Source organism: Pseudoclavibacter sp. AY1H1 (assembly GCF_002931055.1).
GTDB lineage: Bacteria > Actinomycetota > Actinomycetes > Actinomycetales > Microbacteriaceae > Pseudoclavibacter.
On sequence record NZ_PSXX01000015.1, the window covers coordinates 1 to 16,599 of the forward strand.

General features: G+C 69.6%; 16 protein-coding genes. 2 read left to right on the forward strand and 14 right to left on the reverse strand.

Annotated features, from left to right (window positions below):
• Positions 1-252 precede the first annotated feature (252 nt).
• On the reverse strand, positions 253-1,038 hold the full coding sequence (locus C5E05_RS17470; protein WP_104306158.1) for an SDR family oxidoreductase: 786 nt from the start codon (positions 1,036-1,038) through the stop codon (positions 253-255).
• Complete coding sequence (locus C5E05_RS17475) at positions 1,035-1,628, reverse strand: TetR/AcrR family transcriptional regulator (protein ID WP_104240542.1); 594 nt, start codon at positions 1,626-1,628, stop codon at positions 1,035-1,037. Before C5E05_RS17475 ends, C5E05_RS17470 begins: the two co-directional genes overlap by 4 nt.
• A 149-nt stretch (positions 1,629-1,777) precedes the next feature.
• On the opposite strand from C5E05_RS17475, the gene C5E05_RS17480 reads away from it, so the two are divergent.
• Complete coding sequence (locus C5E05_RS17480; protein ID WP_104342655.1) at positions 1,778-2,155, forward strand: zinc ribbon domain-containing protein YjdM; 378 nt, start codon at positions 1,778-1,780, stop codon at positions 2,153-2,155.
• Positions 2,156-2,170: 15 nt separating this feature from the next.
• Here C5E05_RS17480 and C5E05_RS17485 read toward each other — a convergent pair whose 3' ends face one another.
• The 4 genes from C5E05_RS17485 to C5E05_RS17500 form a co-directional block, all read right to left on the reverse strand.
• The gene (locus C5E05_RS17485) at positions 2,171-3,253 is read right to left on the reverse strand and encodes a PLP-dependent cysteine synthase family protein (protein WP_104342656.1); all 1,083 of its coding nucleotides are present in this window, start codon (positions 3,251-3,253) and stop codon (positions 2,171-2,173) included.
• Positions 3,254-3,284: 31 nt separating this feature from the next.
• A complete protein-coding gene (locus tag C5E05_RS17490; RefSeq protein WP_104240539.1) occupies positions 3,285-4,055 on the reverse strand; it encodes an ABC transporter ATP-binding protein in 771 nt (256 codons plus the stop codon).
• Positions 4,055-4,894: an ABC transporter permease gene (locus C5E05_RS17495; RefSeq protein WP_104240538.1), complete on the reverse strand. Its 840-nt coding sequence runs from the start codon at positions 4,892-4,894 to the stop codon at positions 4,055-4,057. The genes C5E05_RS17490 and C5E05_RS17495 overlap by 1 nt, the downstream gene beginning before the upstream one ends.
• A gap of 69 nt (positions 4,895-4,963) precedes the next feature.
• Complete coding sequence (locus C5E05_RS17500; RefSeq protein ID WP_104342657.1) at positions 4,964-5,965, reverse strand: ABC transporter substrate-binding protein; 1,002 nt, start codon at positions 5,963-5,965, stop codon at positions 4,964-4,966.
• A gap of 207 nt (positions 5,966-6,172) precedes the next feature.
• Between C5E05_RS17500 and C5E05_RS17505 the strand changes: the two genes are divergently transcribed.
• Complete coding sequence (locus C5E05_RS17505) at positions 6,173-7,801, forward strand: amidohydrolase (protein ID WP_104342658.1); 1,629 nt, start codon at positions 6,173-6,175, stop codon at positions 7,799-7,801.
• Here the strand turns inward: C5E05_RS17505 and C5E05_RS17510 are convergent.
• The 8 genes from C5E05_RS17510 to C5E05_RS17545 form a co-directional block, all read right to left on the reverse strand.
• Positions 7,786-8,727 (reverse strand): LysR family transcriptional regulator, encoded by a 942-nt coding sequence (locus tag C5E05_RS17510; RefSeq protein ID WP_104298416.1) that lies wholly within the window; start codon positions 8,725-8,727, stop codon positions 7,786-7,788. The genes C5E05_RS17505 and C5E05_RS17510 overlap by 16 nt on opposite strands.
• Before the next feature lie 56 nt (positions 8,728-8,783).
• Positions 8,784-9,728 carry an ADP-ribosylglycohydrolase family protein gene (locus tag C5E05_RS17515; protein WP_104342659.1) on the reverse strand — a complete coding sequence of 315 codons (945 nt, stop codon included), beginning with the start codon at positions 9,726-9,728 and terminating at the stop codon, positions 8,784-8,786.
• Positions 9,729-9,807: 79 nt separating this feature from the next.
• A complete protein-coding gene (gene deoC / locus C5E05_RS17520) occupies positions 9,808-10,491 on the reverse strand; it encodes a deoxyribose-phosphate aldolase (protein ID WP_104342660.1) in 684 nt (227 codons plus the stop codon).
• A gap of 32 nt (positions 10,492-10,523) precedes the next feature.
• Positions 10,524-11,537, reverse strand: coding sequence for an ABC transporter permease (locus C5E05_RS17525; protein WP_104342661.1), 1,014 nt, complete (start codon positions 11,535-11,537; stop codon positions 10,524-10,526).
• Positions 11,534-13,045, reverse strand: coding sequence for a sugar ABC transporter ATP-binding protein (locus tag C5E05_RS17530; RefSeq protein WP_104342662.1), 1,512 nt, complete (start codon positions 13,043-13,045; stop codon positions 11,534-11,536). Before C5E05_RS17530 ends, C5E05_RS17525 begins: the two co-directional genes overlap by 4 nt.
• The gene (locus C5E05_RS17535; protein ID WP_104240530.1) at positions 13,042-13,989 is read right to left on the reverse strand and encodes a sugar-binding transcriptional regulator; all 948 of its coding nucleotides are present in this window, start codon (positions 13,987-13,989) and stop codon (positions 13,042-13,044) included. The genes C5E05_RS17530 and C5E05_RS17535 overlap by 4 nt, the downstream gene beginning before the upstream one ends.
• Positions 13,986-15,509 carry a ribulokinase gene (locus C5E05_RS17540; protein ID WP_104342663.1) on the reverse strand — a complete coding sequence of 508 codons (1,524 nt, stop codon included), beginning with the start codon at positions 15,507-15,509 and terminating at the stop codon, positions 13,986-13,988. Before C5E05_RS17540 ends, C5E05_RS17535 begins: the two co-directional genes overlap by 4 nt.
• A gap of 41 nt (positions 15,510-15,550) precedes the next feature.
• On the reverse strand, positions 15,551-16,594 hold the full coding sequence (locus tag C5E05_RS17545) for a galactitol-1-phosphate 5-dehydrogenase (protein ID WP_219819578.1): 1,044 nt from the start codon (positions 16,592-16,594) through the stop codon (positions 15,551-15,553).
• Positions 16,595-16,599: the final 5 nt, after the last annotated feature.

Here is a 16,599-nt window from a genome sequence, read left to right on the forward strand (position 1 = left end):
CTGCTTGATCTCATCGAGTCCGGCGACGAGGCCGCCGCCCTCGCCTACGCCTCCGCCTCCGCCAATGGGGCACTTTCACCCCACCTGCGCGCTCCACACGGTGCGAAAGTGACCTACACGCGAGGCTGTGGGATATGCCCACCGACGATGGGCCACTTTCACCCCACCTGCGCGCTCCACACGGTGCGAAAGTGACCTATCGGCGACGGTTGCCGACGCCCGCTGACGCCTGCCGACGCGAGCGGCCGCCAGTCAGACGAGCTCGGGGCGGCGGATGCTCTCAGCTCCGCCGTCGATGAAGATGATCTGGCCAGTGACGTAGCCGTTGTCCTCGCTCGTGAGCCAGGCGAGGAGGTTGGACACCTGGCGGGGGTCGGCGGCCGGGCCTCCGTAGGGTGCCGGGGCGCCAGCATCCAGTGCCGCTCGGCCCTCTTCGGTCTCGAGGGCCGCGGCGGTCATCGGCGTGAGGATGACGCCTGGGGCGACGGCGTTGAGCGCGATGCCGGCCTTCGCCCACTCGGCGCTCGGCGCGTTCTTGCGCACCCAGCGCGCGATGGAGAGCTTCGAGGTCGTGTAGAGCACCGACGAGCCGGTCGCGTTGGCGGTCGCACCGAGCGAGTCGGCGTAGGCGAGGGCGGCGGCCTCGTCGCCGGACTCGATGAGATCAAGCAGCTGCCCGTCGACCTCCTCGAGGGCGGCGAGGGACGCGACGACCGCGGCGCGTGGCGCGTCGGACTTCGCGAGCAGCGGCCGCAGCCCCTCCAGGGTCGCGACGGCCCCGAAGTGGTTCACGGCGACGGTGACGGGGGCCGGGATGACGAGGCCCGCGATGGCCAGCACACCGTCAACGACTCCACCGCTGAGCTCGCTCGCGCGGGTGACGAGCGCCTCCCGGCCCTCGGCGGTCGTGAGGTCGGCGTTGATGTCGGCGCCCTTGAGGTCGACGCCGATGACGGTGTGCCCGTCGGCGCGGAGCTTCTCGGCGGTGGCCTTGCCGATTCCGGAGGCGGAGCCGGTGACGACGTAGGTACGGGTCATGAGGTTGGGTCCTTGTCTTCGTTGATGAGCCAGGTCGGGAGGAGCGCGAGCAGCTGCTGCTGCACGCGCTCGGTGGGTTCGGGGGCGTCGCTGAGCAGCCAGGCGGTGAGCACGGCCAGCGTGCCGCCGGCGACGTAGTCGGCCGCGACCTTCGGGTCGAGGCCCTCCGGCACGGTGAGCTGCATGGTGCCGAGGGCCTGGTCGGCGAACGCGGCGCGCACCGTCCGGTGGGCCTCCGTCGTCGTTCGGCTGCCGAGCACCCCTGCGTAGAGGGTGCGCCGCTTCGCGAACTCGGCGACGAGCTGCGACGTGGTCGCCCTCGCCGTCTCGATGGGGGTCGCGGCTGCGCGGAGTCGCAAATCGAGCGCCTCGATCTCGGCGAACACCTCGGTGAGGATGCGCACGGCAAGCGCGTCGAGGTCGCGGAACTGCGTGTAGAACGTCGAGCGACTCACGCCGGCTTCGGCGACGATCGCCGGCACGGTGACCTCCTCGCCGAGAGCCGAGAGGCGCTCGACCGCGTCGATGATCGCGGCCTGGGTGCGGGCTGGACGAGGGTCGGGCGAGCGGGGTGTGGCGGTCGTTGGCACACCACAAGCCTAGCAAGTTTAGGACAGTTGTCCAGAAAATGGACTCGCACGGTTGCGCACGCAACGCGGGATCGGCGGGATCGGGCCGCCCGGTGCCCTAACGTGGTCGATGTTCCCTGATCGGCGAGTTCTCCTGGAGGCCACCTTCGATGCCTGAGCAGCTGCCCCCGTGCCCGGAATGCGCGAGCGACCTCGCCTACGAGATGGGTGCGCTGCTGGTCTGCCCGATGTGCGGACACGAGTGGGCGCCGGGCGACGCCGACGCTGGCAGCGACCGCGACCGCGACAGCGACGCGGCACCGGCGATCAAGGATGCGGTCGGGAACGTGCTCGCCGACGGCGACTCCGTCACGATCGCGAAAGACCTGAAGGTCAAGGGCGCGGGCGGCGGAACCGTCAAGGTCGGCACGAAGGTCAACGGCATCCGCCTCATCTCCGACGGAGTCGGCGACCACGACATCGACGCGAAGGTGCCCGGCTTCGGGCAGATGCAGCTGAAGTCGAGCGTCGTCAAGAAGGTCGTCTGACCGGCCGCAGCCAAGTCAGTCGACCCAGGTGCCCGTGTCGAGGAAGCGGTGCATCCGCTCGAGGTGCGGCTCGAGGTCCCACCCCTGGGCCGCAACCCAGGCATCGTCGTAGTACGTGTTCGCGTAGCGCGCTCCCCCGTCGCAGATGAGTGTCACGACGCTGCCCTGCTCCCCCGCGGCGAGCATGCGGGCGATGATCTGGAACGCGCCGACGAGGTTCGTTCCCGTCGATCCGCCCGCCCAGTGCTGCGTCTTCTCGCGGAGCACGCGGATCGCCGCGACCGAGGCCGCATCCGGCACCTGGATCATGTCGTCGATGACCGTCTCGATGAACGACGGCTCCACGCGCGGGCGTCCGATGCCCTCGATCTTGGACCCCCGGCCGGTCGCGTGGCTGCGGTCGCCCGTCTTCCAGGCCTCGTAGAACGCCGACCCCTCGGGGTCGACGACCGCGAGGCGGGTGTCGTGCCCGCAGTACCTGGCGTAGCGACCGAAGGTGGCGGAGGTGCCGCCGGTTCCGGCGCTGACGACGATCCAGCTCGGGATGGGGAAGCGCTCGAGCGACATCTGCGAGTAGACGCTCTCGGCGATGTTGTTGTTCCCTCGCCAGTCGGTGGCGCGCTCGGCGTTCGTGAACTGGTCGAGGTAGTGCCCGTCGACGTCGGCGGCGAGGCGCTCCGCCTCCGAGTAGACCTGCAGTGGCTCGTCGACCAGGTGGCAGCGGCCGCCGTAGAACTCGATGAGCTCGATCTTCTCCGGACTCGTGGTTCGCGGCACGACGGTCACGAACGGCAGGCCGAGCATCCGGGCGAAGTACGACTCCGACACGGCTGTGGAGCCGCTCGACGCCTCGACGAGTGTCGTGCGCGGCCCCACCTGCCCGTTCACGATGGCGTACAGGATGAGGGAGCGGGCGAGGCGGTGCTTGAGCGAGCCCGTCGGGTGCACCGACTCGTCCTTCAGGTACAGGTCGATGCCCCACTCGCGCGGCAGCGGGAAGACGTGCAGGTGCGTGTCAGCGCTGCGGTTGGCGTCGGCTTCGAGCATCCGGATCGCGTTCTGCATCCATCGGCGGTCGGCTTCAGCTTCGTGTGACATCTCTTCAGTATGCCGGGCCGCGGCACCGTCATCAGCCGCGGTGGATGAGGTCGAGGATCTCCGTGTAGTAGCCGTGGAACTCGGGGCTGCCGAGCACGTCGACCTCGCGGGGGCGAGGGAGGTCGATCGCGTACTCGGCCGCGACCTTGCCGGGGCGCGGGGTCATCGCGATGACGCGGTCGGAGAGGAAGACGGCCTCCTCGATGTCGTGGGTGATGAGCATGACCGTCATGCGGTGGCGCTCCCAGACCTCGGTGAGCAGCTCCTGCATGGTGCGTCGGGTGAGCGCGTCGAGGGCGCCGAACGGCTCGTCCATGAGGAGCACGTCCGGGCCGTAGGCGAGCGAGCGGGCGAGGGCGACGCGCTGCTGCATGCCGCCGGAGAGCTGCGCTGGGTACTTCGACTCGAAGCCCGTCAGGCCGACCTGGTCGAGCACGTCCCGAGCCCGGTCGATGCGCTGCTTCTTCGTCAGGCCCGGCTCGCCGTCGAGGGCGAAGACGACGTTGTCGATGGCGCTGAGCCACGGCAGCAGCGTCGCCTGCTGGAACACGACGCCGCGGTCGCGGCCCGGCCCGAGGATCTCGTGGCCGCTGAGCGACGCCGTGCCGGAGGTGGGCGCCTCGAGGCCCGCGATGACGGAGAGCAGGGTGCTCTTGCCGCATCCGGATGCGCCGACGACGGAGACGAACTCGCGGTCGCCGAGCACGAGGTCGACGTCGGCGAGCGCGGTCACCTCGCCGAAGCGCTTCGTGACGTCGGAGACGACGACCTTGGGGTCGCGGAGGGCGGTTTCGACGGTCATCAGACACGTCCCTTCAGGTAGCGGAAGAAGCGCCGACCGAGCCCGCGCATGACCTGGTCGAAGAGGAGGCCGAGGAGCCCGAGGACGATCACGTAGCCGATGATGAGGTCGGTCTCGAGGAAGCGCTGCGCCTGCGTGATGCGGTAGCCCATGCCCTCGGTCGCGGCGACGAGCTCGGCGACCACGAGCCAGGTCCAGGCCCAGCCGAGGCTGATGCGGAGCGCATCCCAGATGCGCGGGAGCGCGGAGGGGAAGACGATGCGGATGAGGATCTTGGTGCGGCTGAGGCCGAGCGTCGCGCCGAGGTTCTGGTACGACATGGGCACGCGCCGCACGGCGTCGGCGACCATGAGCACCTGCTGGAAGAAGGTGCCGAGGAAGATGATGAGCACCTTCTGCGAGTCGTCGGTGCCGACCCAGAGGATGGTCAGCGGAACGAACGCGACGACCGGCATGTAGCGGATGAAGTCCATGATCGGCTCGATCGCGGCCTCGACCCGCGGGATGGAGCCGCAGAGCACGCCGATGGGCACGGCGATGACGCTGGCCAGGAGGTAGCCGACCATGACGCGGTAGGTGCTGACGGCGATGTCCGACCAGAGCTGGCCGTTGACGCCCTGGTCGATGAGCTTCTCGGTGACCGCGATCGGCGACGGCAGGAAGAGGGGGCGGACGAGGCCGCTGGTCGAGATCGCCGTCCATGCCGCGAGCAGCAGGATGAAGGTGATGACGGACGTGATGAGGTACTGGCGCCTGGTGAGCGGTGCTCTGACCGGCTTCCGGCGTGCCCCGGTCGCGGGCTGCGTGCTCGCGACCGGGGCCGTGCTCTGAACTGCCATGGGGCTCTGGTCTCCTGTGGTTGCTGTGCGCCGGTGGCTACTGGTGCCGGGGGTGCTGGGTGCCGGTGGCTACTCGCCGCCGACGAAGGTGAGGTCGACGACGGAGGGGAGGTCGGTGCCGCCCGTGAGGATGCCGATGTCGGTGGCGACGCTGTCGACGCTGGGGAGGACGGTCTCGAGGTAGTGGCCGCCGAGCTCGGTGGCGTTCTCCTCGAGGGTGAAGAACTGCACGCCGTCGAAGGCGCTGTCGAGCGACTCGACGTCGCTGCCGATGTTCTCGGCGATGATCGCGCGCGCCGCGTCGGTGTCCGACTCGTAGAAGTCGATGGAGGGGCCCCACGCGTCGACGATGCCCTGCACGGTCTCGCCGTTCTCGGCGAGGTAGGTGTTGTCGACGACGAGGACGTCGCTGATGAGGCCGGCGTTCTCGGCCGCCGTGTAGATCTCGGTGATGTCGGGGCTGGAGGAGCGGGCCTCGGAGATGTACGGCTCGTAGGTGACGGCGACGGGGACGCTGCCGCCGATGAGCGCGGTTGCCGCTTCGGAGGGGTCCATGGGGACGGGCTCGATGTCGTCGAGCGAGAGGCCGTTCTCCTGCAGCGCGTAGCCGAGGAGGAGGTTGCTGACGGAGCCTTCCTCGAAGGCGACCTGCTGGCCGGCCAGGTCGGCGACGTCGGTGACGCTGCCGTCGGAGAGGATGGCGTCGGCCGTGAGGGACGCGTCGAGCAGCAGCACGATGCTGACGTCGAGGCCCTGTTCGATGAACTGGAGCGCGCTGTGGCTTGCGACGTTCGCGACCTGGATGCGGTCGGCGGCGAAGGCCGCGGTCATGTCGGCGTCGTTCATGAAGTTCGTGATCTCGACCTCGACGCCGGCGTCGGTGAAGTAGCCGTTCTCCTGCGCGATATACCAGGGGCCGTAGCCGAGCCAGGGCTGGATGCCCATCCCGACGGCTTCCGCGTCGCCTTCGCTCGAGGCTGCCGAGTCCGCCGTGCAGGCGGTGGTGGCGAGCAGCGCGGCGCTCAACGCGAGAGCGCCCACGGTGCGGAGTGCGTTCTTGGTGGTGGTCATGAGGGTCCTTCCGGGACGGATTCGCCGGGAGCGGCTTTGGTCAAGAATCGGCAGGTCCCGGGCGACAAGCAAATAGCGAGACTCGAAGCTCGAGATCCAAAAGAGAGATGCAATTGACCAGCAATATCGGCGAAATGCATACGAAACATGCGGTGCTCAGTGTGGCGAGGAGCGTCGGTCACCGCGGCCGCGCGAGACGGGAGCCCCATGGACGCCACCCTCTTCACGAACGGCACGCTGTACCTCGGCTCGGGCGCCTTCGAGCGGGCGTCGCTGCTGGTCATCGGCGACCGGACCGTCGACGTGATCCCCGACGGCGGCGAGCTCCCGACCGCCGCGCACCTGGTCGACCTGGCGGGCGGGACGCTGCTCCCGGGGTTCCAGGACGCGCACGTGCATCCGCTGCTCGCGGGGCTGCAATCGCTCGGCATCGACCTCAAGCCCGTGCACGACCGCGGCGAGTACCTGCGGCTCATCGCCGACTATGCGGCCGCGAACCCGACGGCGCCGGTGCTGACGGGCGGCGGCTGGTTCGGCGACGTCTTCGAGGGCGGGTTCCCGACGGCGGCCGAGCTGGAGGGCATCGACGAGCGGCCCATCATGCTGCACAGCCACGACGCGCACGGCATGTGGGTGAACACTGCGGCATTGCGGGCCGCCGGGATCGACAGGGCGACTCCGGATCCGGAGGGCGGCCGCCTCATCCGCGACGAACTGGGCCAGCCGACGGGCATGCTGCTGGAGTCGGCGGTCGCGCTGGTCGAGCACCTCATGCCGGCACCCGACGAGGCGCTGGTCGAGGCGGCCCTCGAGGCCGCGCAGCACGAGCTCCACTCGGTGGGGGTCACGGCGTGGCAGGACGCGGCCGTCGGCGATAGCGACCTCGGCCCGAACCCGCTCCCCGCGTACCTGCGCCTCGCAGCCGACGGCCGCCTGACCGCGCGGGTCGTGCTCGCGCAGTGGTGGGACCGTGCGCGTGGCGTGGAGCAGATCGCCGACTTCGAGCGCGTCCGGGCGGAGGCCGCGGAGGTGGGGGTGGATGCGGGCACCGTGAAGGTCATGATCGACGGCATGGTGGAGAACCACACGGCGTCGATGCTCGAGCCGTTCGAGGGGCACCCGGGAGACGTGGGCATCGCCTTCCTCTCCCCCGAGGCGCTTGTCGAGCTGACGACGGCGCTCGACGCGGCCGACTTCCAGGTGCACTTCCACGCCGTCGGCGACGCGGCGACCCGGCACGCGCTCGACGCGGTGGAGGCGGCGATCCGCCGCAATGGGCGCCGCGGGAATCGGCACCACGTGGCGCACCTCGACCTGATCGACCCGTCCGACATCGCGCGGTTCGCGGAGCTCGACGTGGCGGCGAACATCACGGCGGTGTGGGCGCGACGGGACGAGGAGATCGTGCACCGCAAGCTGCCGCTCCTCGGCGCCGAGCGAGAGCTGACGCATTTCCCGTTCGGCGATCTGCATCGTGCGGGGGCGCGCATCGTGGGCGGCAGCGACTGGCCGGTGACGACGCCGAATCCGCTCTGGTCGAGTCGCACGGCCGTGACGCGCACGGGGCTCATCGAGGATCCGCACGCGATCGGCGACGGCGTGCTCACGCATCCGCTGCTCGGCGAGCAGGCCCTACCGCTCGGGGTCGCGCTGGACGCGTACCTCGCGGAGGCGGCCTGGGTGAACCGGCTCGAGGGCGAGACGGGGCGGCTCGAGGCCGGCCGCCTCGCCGATCTGGTGTGGGTGGACGCCGACCTCAGCGACCTCGAGGCCTACGGTTCGGCGAGCGTGCGCCGCACGTACGTCGGCGGGGTGGTCGTCTACCAGGCGCCGTGAGGCGCCGTCGCATCCTGCTCGGCAACTGACTTCCTGCACTGGGCGGCGAAGAGCTCGGCCTTCTTGGTGAGCTGCCTCGAGCCTCCGGAGCGGGCGAGCACGAGCTCGAGGGGCGGCAGGTCGTCGGTGATATGCAGGTGCCGCAGTTCGCCGCCGGAGTAGGTGGAGGCGACACGCGGCTGCTGGTTGAGGAGCGTGAATCCGTGCCCGCTCCCGACCATGGCGCGCACGGCCTCGAAGCTCGCGAAGCGGTAGCGCACGTGGGGGCGGAGGCCGGCGCGCGTGAACCACTGGAGGAAGTAGTCGCGGCTGACGGGCATGTCGAGGAGCACCATGGGCAGCTCGGCGAGCTCGGCGAGGCTCACGCTGTCGCGGTCGGCGAGTGGATGGTGCACGCTGACGGCCGCGTAGAGGGGAACTTCGGCGAGCACTTCGCGTTCGACGGCGGCGTCCAAGCCCAGGTCGTAGGTGAGGGCGATCTCGATGGCCTGGCTGGCGAGCGCATCCGGGACCTGCTCGGCGGTCATCTCGGTGACGTCGACGAGGAGTTCGGGATGCTCGTCGGCGAGTCCGCTGATGACGGATGGCAGGTAGAAGGGTGCGAGGGTGCGGAAGCAGCCGACGGTGAGGCGGCCGGCCGTGTTCTCGGGGCGGAGGGCGCCGAGGGCGTCGTCGACGGAGGCGAGGATGCCGCGCGCGCGGACGAGGAAGTCGGCGCCGGTCGCGGTGAGCTGCAGCCCCTTGGCGCGGCGGCGGATGAGGAGTTGCGCGCCGACGGCCGTCTCGAGGTTGGCGATGGCCGTGGAGACGGCGGACTGGGCGACGAACAGCTCGTCGGCGGCCCAGGTCATGCTGCCGTGCTCGGCGGCCGCCACGAAGTAGCGGAGCTGCGTGAGCGAGACGTCGCTGCGGCCTGGTGAGCGCATGGCCCCTCGTTTCGAATATGTTACGGAGATATTGCCAACAGTTTTACATCTCTATTTTAGATGATCACGGCGGCGTCGACGAGCGCTTCGAGGTCGCCGCTGCGGAGGCCCGGCCAGCCGTGCACCTTCTCGACGAGCGCTGCGGGGAGCGCCCGCGAGCCGTGGACCGCGCCGGCGAGGGAACCGGCGATGGCGGCGACGGTGTCGGTGTCGCCTCCTCCCCGAACTGCCCGTTCGAGTGCGTCCGTGAGGGAGCTGGCTCCGGCGAGGGCCGCGAGGGCGCCCTGGTAGGCGCGGACGACCCAGCCGTTCTGCTGCGAGAAGTCGCGTGGATGCGCACCGGGTGCAAGGGTTTCCTCGGTGAAGGCGCGCCAGCGGTCTCGACGCTCGGCGGGGATCGCGTCGAGCTGGCCGAGGAGGTCGAGTTCGCCGGTGAGGATGGCGTGGCGGATGCCGAGGCACCAGAGCACGCAGGCGTCGGCGTTGTCGCTCTCCCAGTGGGTGAGCTCGGCGATGCGGGTCGCGGCTTCGACGAGGGCGTGTTCCTGCCCGTCGGCGAGGTGGCCGAGGGCGACGGGGCCGGTGCGCATGAGGGCGCCGTTGCCGCCGCTGCGGCCGGCTCGCGTGTGCACGTCGTGGGCGGCGTCGCGAGCGCGATCTTCCGTGACGTCTCCTTCGAGGGCGGAGAGCACGGTCCGGGTCTGGGCGCCGACGTCTTTCGCGTCGCGGGCCCACTCGCGCCAGGCCACGACGACGCTGGCGAGGGTTGCCGGGTCATTCAGGGATGCCCCGCCCGAGAGCGCCTGAAGGATCGGCATGGCCATGGAGGTGTCGTCGGTCCACTCCCCCGCGCCGTGCCCGAAGACGCCGACCCCGTAGACGACGGGTGTGTCGTCCGAGAGCGGCGGCCCAAACTCGTACTGGGAGCCGAGGGCGTCGCCGACGGCGGAGGCGAGCACGGCGCCGTGGGCACGGTCGAGTTGGGCTGGCGTGAGTGTCATGGCTCCAGTGTCCAACGAACCGCCGACAAAGCGGTGGCCAGCGTCGACTGGCCACCGCTGTCGGGACGGGTCGGGGACGCTAGTACCCGGCAGGCGCCGTGGACTCGGCGTCGTCGTTCAGCAGCGCTCGGCTGCCCGAGACGCCAAGACGGGTCGCTCCTGCCGCGATGAAGGCATCCGCTTCAGCCCGCGTCCTGACACCCCCGGAGGCCTTGACCTCGAGCCGGTCGCCGACCGTGCTCTTCATGAGTTCGACCGCGTGCACGCTGGCGCCACCGGCGGGGTGGAACCCGGTGGAGGTCTTCACGAAGTCGGCATCGGCGCGCTCGGCCGCGCGGCAGACGGCGACGATGGCGTCGTCCGAGAGCGCCGCGGATTCGATGATCACCTTGAGCACGATCGGAGCCGGTGCTGCGCCACGAACCGCGCGGATGTCCTCCTCGACGGAGTCGTAGTCGCCGTCGATCGCCGCCCCGATGTCGATCACCATGTCGATCTCGTCGGCTCCCTGCTCGACGGCGGTCTTCGCTTCGAGCGCCTTGACGTTGCTCTGGTGGCGACCGCTCGGGAACCCGCAGACGACGGTGAGCTTGAGCTCGGAGCCGTTCGGGAGGGTGACGGGCAGCACGGAGGGCGAGAGGCAGACGCTGTAGGCGCCGAGCTCCGCTGCCTCGGCGATGGTGGCCTCGACGTCGGCGCGGGTGGCCTCGGGCTTGAGGAGCGTGTGGTCGAGGTACGTGGCGAGGGGGCGTGCACTGGTCATGGGTTCTGCTGTCCTTTGCTGGTTGGAGGTCGTCACGCCGCGGAGGCCTGCGCGCGGCTGTCGAGGAACTTGTTGAGGATGAGGGCGAGCACGAGGATGATGCCGGTCGCGATCATCTGCACGAAGGACCCGATTCCCATGAGGTTGAAGAGGTTCTTCAGGACGGAGAGGAGCAGGACGGCGATGAACGTGCCGCCCACGCCGCCGCGACCGCCGAAGAGGCTCGTGCCGCCGAGGACGACGGCCGCGATCGCATCCAGCTCGGCTCCCTGGAAGGCCGTGGGCTGGCCGATGGTGAGGCGGCTCGTGAGGAGCACCCCGGCGAGCGCTGCCGTGAACCCGGAGAAGCCGAAGACCGCGGCCTTGACCCAGTTGACCGGGATGCCGGAGAGGCGTGCCGCCTCTTCGTTGCTCCCGACGGCGTAGATGTACTCGCCGAAGGTCGTGTAGCGGAGGATGACGGCGGTGAGGAGGGTGACGCCGATGAAGATGAGGCCGGTGAGCGGGAGCAGCCCGAGGTAGCCGCCGCCGATGATCGTGAACTCGGCCGGCAGGTTGGTGCCAGCCGGGCGCCCGTCGGTGAGCGTGTAGGCCCAGCCCCGCACGGCGGTGAGTCCAGCGAGCGTCACGATGAAGGCGGGGAGTCGCACCCAGGACGACACCGCCCCCATGAGGAGCCCGATGCCGATGCCGACGGCCAGGGAGATGAGGATCGCGAGCACCACGGGCATGCGGCCGTCGAGCAGGATCGCCACGGTCATGCCGCTGAAGGCGGCGATCGAGCCGACGGCGAGGTCGATGCCGCTCGTGAGGATCACGAGGGTCATGCCGATGGCGATGATGCCCGTGAGGCTCGACTGCTGAAGCAGGTTGGAGACGTTCCGGACGGTGAGGAACTCCGGGCTGAGGATGGCCGCCAGCGCGCAGATGATGACGAACACGATGAGCAGGTTGCCCTTGATGAGCCAGCTCGAGCTGCGCTGCTTCCAGGTCTTCGCGCTCGCGCGCTCCTCGGTTGGAGCCGGCGTTGTGGTGGTCGCGTTCATGATGCCTTCCCGCTGATGATTGCGTGACTGATGCGTGCTTCGCTCGAGACGAGCGGGTCGAAGTCCGCGACGTTGCGTCCCTCGTGCATGACGACGATGCGGTCGGCATTCGCCATGAGTTCGCCGAGCTCGCTTGATGCGACGAGCACGGCGGCGCCCTGGTCCGCGAGGATGCGGACCTGGCGATAGAGGTCGGCCTTGGCGCCGATGTCCAGGCCTCGGGTGGGCTCGTCCAGCAGCAGCACTCTCGTGTCGCGAGCGAGCCACTTGGCGAGGACGACCTTCTGCTGGTTGCCGCCCGAGAGGAGACGGATCTCCTGGCCGGGCTTGCCGAACTTGACGGAGAGGCGTTCCAGGATTGGGGCAGACGTCGCCCAGGACCGTTCGCGCGGCAGCACCTGGGAGGAGCCGCGGAGCGAGGCGATGCCGGCGTTTCGGGCCACGGAGAGCCCGAGGAACAGCCCCTCCGTCTTTCGGCTCTCGGGAACGAGGCCGAAGTGGTGGTTGACCGCGGCTCGCACGGAGCTGAGGGTTGCCTGCTTGCCGAAGACCTGGACGTCGCGCTTGGCCTTGCGTGCTCCGAAGAGCGCGGAGAGGAGCGTGGTGCGCCCCGCCCCGCCGAGGCCGGCGAGCCCGACGATCTCGCCCTTGCGCACGACGACGTCCCGAACGTCGATGAGCCCGTCGATCGACACGCTCCTGATGTTGAGGGCCTCGACGTCGCTGAATTCCCGCGCATCCCGGTGCTCGGTCAGCTCCGCCTTCTTGTCGCCGATCATGTCGCCGATCCACCGATCCGCGTCGGTGTCCGCGACGGCGTACTTGGCGGCGTTGTACCCGTCGCGAAGCACGGTGATGCGCGTTCCGATGTCTCGGATCTCGTCCATCCGGTGCGAGATGTAGATGACGGCGCGGCCCTCGTCGGTGAGGCGGCGGATGACGTTGAAGACGTTCTCGACGTCGGCCTCGCCGAGTGTCGCGGTCGGCTCGTCCATGACGATGATGCGGGCATCCGTCGTGAGGGCGCGCGCGATGGCGGTGAGCTGCTGGTCGGCGAGCGGCAGGGTGCCGACGACGGCGTCCGGCGAGAACTTCGCTCCGACGCGCTTGAGGTAGTCGGCGGCGAGGCGCCGCCTCGTCGAGCGCTTGACGAGGCCGCCGACGCTCGGCGTGTGGCCGAGGAACAGGTTCTGCGCCACGGTGAGGTCGGCGAAGAGATCCAGCTCCTGGTAGATGACGCTGATGCCGGCGCGGATGCCGTCGAGCGGACCGGAGAACTTCACCTCCGCACCGCCGATGGAGATCACTCCGGCGTCCGGCGTGTAGGAACCGGCGAGGATCTTCATGAGCGTCGACTTGCCTGCCCCGTTCTCGCCGAGGAGGCAGTGCACCTCGCCCGGGTAGACGTCGAGGTCGACCGACTTGAGGGCGAGCGTGCCCGGGAAGCCCTTGCGGATGCCGCGCATCGTGAGGACCGGAGGCGTTGCTTCTTCAATGACAGCAGTCATCGTTTCCTCGCTTCTCTGAGGTAGTTGGCGCACTCGTCGTCCGTGACGAGCACTGAGCAGAATTTGTTGTCGACGACCGCGTGGCAGACGGGCCACTTCTCGCGGCCCGAGATGACCGCGACGGCAGTGCGGGCGCTGCTGAGGGTGTCGAGTTCGAGGCCGAGCGTTCGGGCGTCGAGCCCCGGGTCGACGATGTGTCCGTCGGCGTCGATGTACCGGCCGAGGACGTCGCCGACGGCGCCCTTGCGTTCGAGCGTTCGCACGTCGTCCGCAGTCAGGTAGCCGCTCGAGACGAGCACCGACTTCGTGTCGACTGGGCCCGCGCTGAAGACGACCGTCGACGCCTCCCGCGCCTTGTCGAGGATCGTCGACACGAACCGGTCGCTCTCGATCGCCTCGCGGGTGGCTGCCTGCTCGAGGATCGCGGGGCTCGGGAGCAGCGTGACGGTCCCCCTGCCCTTCGAGGCGATCGTGGTGGCCGTCATCGATGCCATGCCCACGCGGCGGTTGACGGTGACGCCTCCGTTGACCTGGACGACGTCGACCCCGTCTGCCCACCCGTCTGGCAGCGCGTCGGCGACCTGCTGGAGGGTGCGCCCCCAGGAGACGCCGAGCGTTCGCACGCGGGGTCGGAGCGTCGCGAGGTAGTCGGCTGCTGCTTCGGCGACTCGAATGCGGGTCTCGGCGTCGTTGTTCGAGCTCGGGACGACGATCGCGTCGGCGAGCCCGTAGAGCTCCTGCAGTTCGCGCTCGAGTGGCAGCCGCCTGGCTTTGGGGTGCACGATCTCGATGCGCACGAAGCCGCGTTCCTTCGCCTGCGCGAGGAGGCGACCGACCTTCCAGCGCGTCACGCCGAGGCGGGCGGCGATCTCCGACTGGTTCTTGTCGTCCTGGAAGTACAGCTCGGCGGCGCGGATCGCGAGGAGCTCGTCCTCGCCGTTCATGCTGCGCCGACTCTCGCCGTCGTCTGCGTCGATCTCACGAGCTCGTGGCTCATGCCGGTGAGCAGCTGCGTCGACCGCTCGTACCGCTCGTAGGCGTCCGCGAGCGGCTGGGTCGCGGCGGGGTTCGGTTCCACGATGACGTGGTCCGGGGCGAAGCGTCTGGCGACCTCGGCGCGGTCCTCGCCGGTGTCTGCGGCGACCCCTAGGATTCCGAGCGCGAGGGTCGTGAGGTTCTCGCCCGAGACGAGGTTGACGGGGCGGCCGAGTGCATCCGCTGTCGTCTGCAGCCAGAGCGGGTTGTGCCGGATGCCGCCGGTCAGGAAGACGTCGTCGGAGTCGACCCCGACGGCCTCGAAGGATTCGAGCACCTGTCGGGTGCCGAAGGAGACGGCTTCGACCGTGGCCCGGTAGAGCTGGGCCGGGGTCGCGCCGAGCGAGAGGCCGAGCACCGCGCCGCGGAGGCTCGGGTCACGGTGGGGTGTGCGGTTGCCCATGAAGTGGTCGAGCACGAGGATGCCGTGCTCGGCCGCCGGCACCTCGCTCGCGCCGGCGACGAGCTGACCGAGCCTGTCGCGGGGCACCCCGAGGATGCGCTCCGAGAGCCACGAGAGCGCTGACCCGGCAGACACCTGGCCGCCCTCGATGAGCCAGCGGTCGTGCGTGAGCGCGCCGGGGTACGGCCCCCAGATGGTGGGCGAGAAGACGGGCTCGTCGAGTTCCGCGATGAAGGCGTTCGACGTTCCGGCGACGATCGCGACCGGGTTCCTGCTGACGCCGCTGAGGGCGACGAGCGCGAGGTGGGCGTCGATGCCGCCGGCGAAGACGATGGCGCCCGGCTCCACTCCCAGCTCGGCGGCGGCCGCACGGCTGAGCTCGCCGACGATGTCGCCGACCGCGGCGATGTCGTGCGGCAGCTTCTCCGCGAGGTCCGGGATGCCGAGCTGCGCGTAGAGGTCGGACGGGAGCGCATCCTCTCGGTGGTCGTAGTTCCACTTGCAGGTCGCGTTGAGTCGCGAGCCCACCCAGTGTCCCGTAAGCCGGAGGGTCATGTAGTCGACGGATTCGCCGATGTGCGTCGCTGCCGCGTAGTTCTCCGGCTCGTTGCGGGCGAGCCACATGGCCTTGGGGACCAGCCATTCGGAGCTGTCGGAGCCGCCCGCGAACCGCAGCGACGGGTGGTCGATCTCGGCGGTGCGCGCGGATTCCGCGCCCGCTCTGCTGTCCATCCACAGCAGGGCGGGGCGGATGGGGGCACCGGTGTCGTCGAGGACCACGACGGAGGAGGAGGTCGTGGCGACGCCCACTGCGCGGACGGACCGCACCGAGGCCGTCTCCAGGGCTTCCCTGGCGGCGCGCACGGTGGCGCTCCACCAGTCGCGTGGGTTCTGCTCGGCCCAGCCTGGGTGCGGGTACGCGGTCTGGTAGGGGGCCGACGCGGTGGAGACTCGTGTCCCCGCCTCGTCGAACACTCCGGCGCGCGCGCCTTCCGTACCGATGTCGATTGCCAAGTAGAACGCCACTGTTCTGTCCTTCGTGTTGTGTTGGGGTGCGCGGGCGGGGATCAGTCTCGGTTGGGGAGGAAGAGCACCTTCGAGCTGAAGATGGAGCGCTCACCGAGCTGCTTCATGGTGAGGGGAAGCTCGTCGAGGCTGAGCTCGTGGGTGATCATGAACTCCCACTTGAGGCTGCCGTCCGCGAAGGCTCGCGCCGACTCGACCCATTCTCGGCCCGGGAAGGGCGCCGAGAAGGAGTTCCAGCTGCCGTGGAGCGACACTTCCTTGCGGAGGAAGTGGCTGAAGACCGCCTTCTCGAGCTCCACCGTCTTGTGGGGGATGCCGATGAAGGCCGCCTCGCCGTGGCGTGCCGTGAGCTTCGTCGCGAGGGCGATCGTCGCTGGCACACCGGCGGACTCGATGATGACGTCGAAGCCCTTGCCCGCGTGGGCGATGGCTTCCTCGTCGTTGACGGCCGTGAGGGTGGCCCCGGCTTCGACCGCCATGTCGGCCTTCTGCTGGTTCACATCCACCGCGAGCACTTCGCTCGCCCCCATGAGCTTCGCCCACTGGATGGCGAACAGCCCGATGGGGCCGGCCCCGATGACGGCGACTCGGGAGCCCTCGCCGAGCTTCGTCTTGTAGATGGCGTGGAGCGCGATGGCGGACGGATCCATCATGGCCGCCGCCCGCGGGTCGACGCCCTCCGGCATGAGGAAGATGTTGCCGGCGTTGACGACCACGTACTGTGCGTAGGCCCCATCCTGGCGGCTGCCGAAGTAGCCGTAGTTCTCGCAGAGGCTGAAGTGCCCGTCGAGGCAGCTCTCGCACTCGTTGCACGGGATGAGCGGCGGCACGGTCGCGAGCTGGCCGATCTCGAGGCCTTCGACGTCAGCGCCGATCTCGACGATGTGGCCTGAGAACTCGTGCCCGCAGATGATGGGCAGCAGGTAGGCGCCAGCGAAGTTCATGCGCGGGATGTCGGAGCCGCACACGCCGCACGCGGCGACCTTGAGCAGCACGTCGCCGGTGCCCGGCTTTGGCACATCCACGCTTTCCACGCGGATGTCGCCCGGCGCGTGCATCACTGCCGCGGTCATCGTCTCGGTCATTGTCG

Coding starts and splice junctions, on each gene's coding strand:
- deoC (WP_104342660.1), bottom strand. CDS start 10,491: ATGACCAGTGCACGCCCCCTCGCCACGTACCTCGACCACACGCTCCTC.
- C5E05_RS17505 (WP_104342658.1), top strand. CDS start 6,173: ATGGACGCCACCCTCTTCACGAACGGCACGCTGTACCTCGGCTCGGGC.
- C5E05_RS17480 (WP_104342655.1), top strand. CDS start 1,778: ATGCCTGAGCAGCTGCCCCCGTGCCCGGAATGCGCGAGCGACCTCGCC.
- C5E05_RS17470 (WP_104306158.1), bottom strand. CDS start 1,038: ATGACCCGTACCTACGTCGTCACCGGCTCCGCCTCCGGAATCGGCAAG.
- C5E05_RS17525 (WP_104342661.1), bottom strand. CDS start 11,537: ATGAACGCGACCACCACAACGCCGGCTCCAACCGAGGAGCGCGCGAGC.
- C5E05_RS17500 (WP_104342657.1), bottom strand. CDS start 5,965: ATGACCACCACCAAGAACGCACTCCGCACCGTGGGCGCTCTCGCGTTG.
- C5E05_RS17530 (WP_104342662.1), bottom strand. CDS start 13,045: ATGACTGCTGTCATTGAAGAAGCAACGCCTCCGGTCCTCACGATGCGC.
- C5E05_RS17545 (WP_219819578.1), bottom strand. CDS start 16,594: ATGACCGAGACGATGACCGCGGCAGTGATGCACGCGCCGGGCGACATC.
- C5E05_RS17495 (WP_104240538.1), bottom strand. CDS start 4,894: ATGGCAGTTCAGAGCACGGCCCCGGTCGCGAGCACGCAGCCCGCGACC.
- C5E05_RS17510 (WP_104298416.1), bottom strand. CDS start 8,727: ATGCGCTCACCAGGCCGCAGCGACGTCTCGCTCACGCAGCTCCGCTAC.
- C5E05_RS17535 (WP_104240530.1), bottom strand. CDS start 13,989: ATGAACGGCGAGGACGAGCTCCTCGCGATCCGCGCCGCCGAGCTGTAC.
- C5E05_RS17515 (WP_104342659.1), bottom strand. CDS start 9,728: ATGACACTCACGCCAGCCCAACTCGACCGTGCCCACGGCGCCGTGCTC.
- C5E05_RS17485 (WP_104342656.1), bottom strand. CDS start 3,253: ATGTCACACGAAGCTGAAGCCGACCGCCGATGGATGCAGAACGCGATC.
- C5E05_RS17490 (WP_104240539.1), bottom strand. CDS start 4,055: ATGACCGTCGAAACCGCCCTCCGCGACCCCAAGGTCGTCGTCTCCGAC.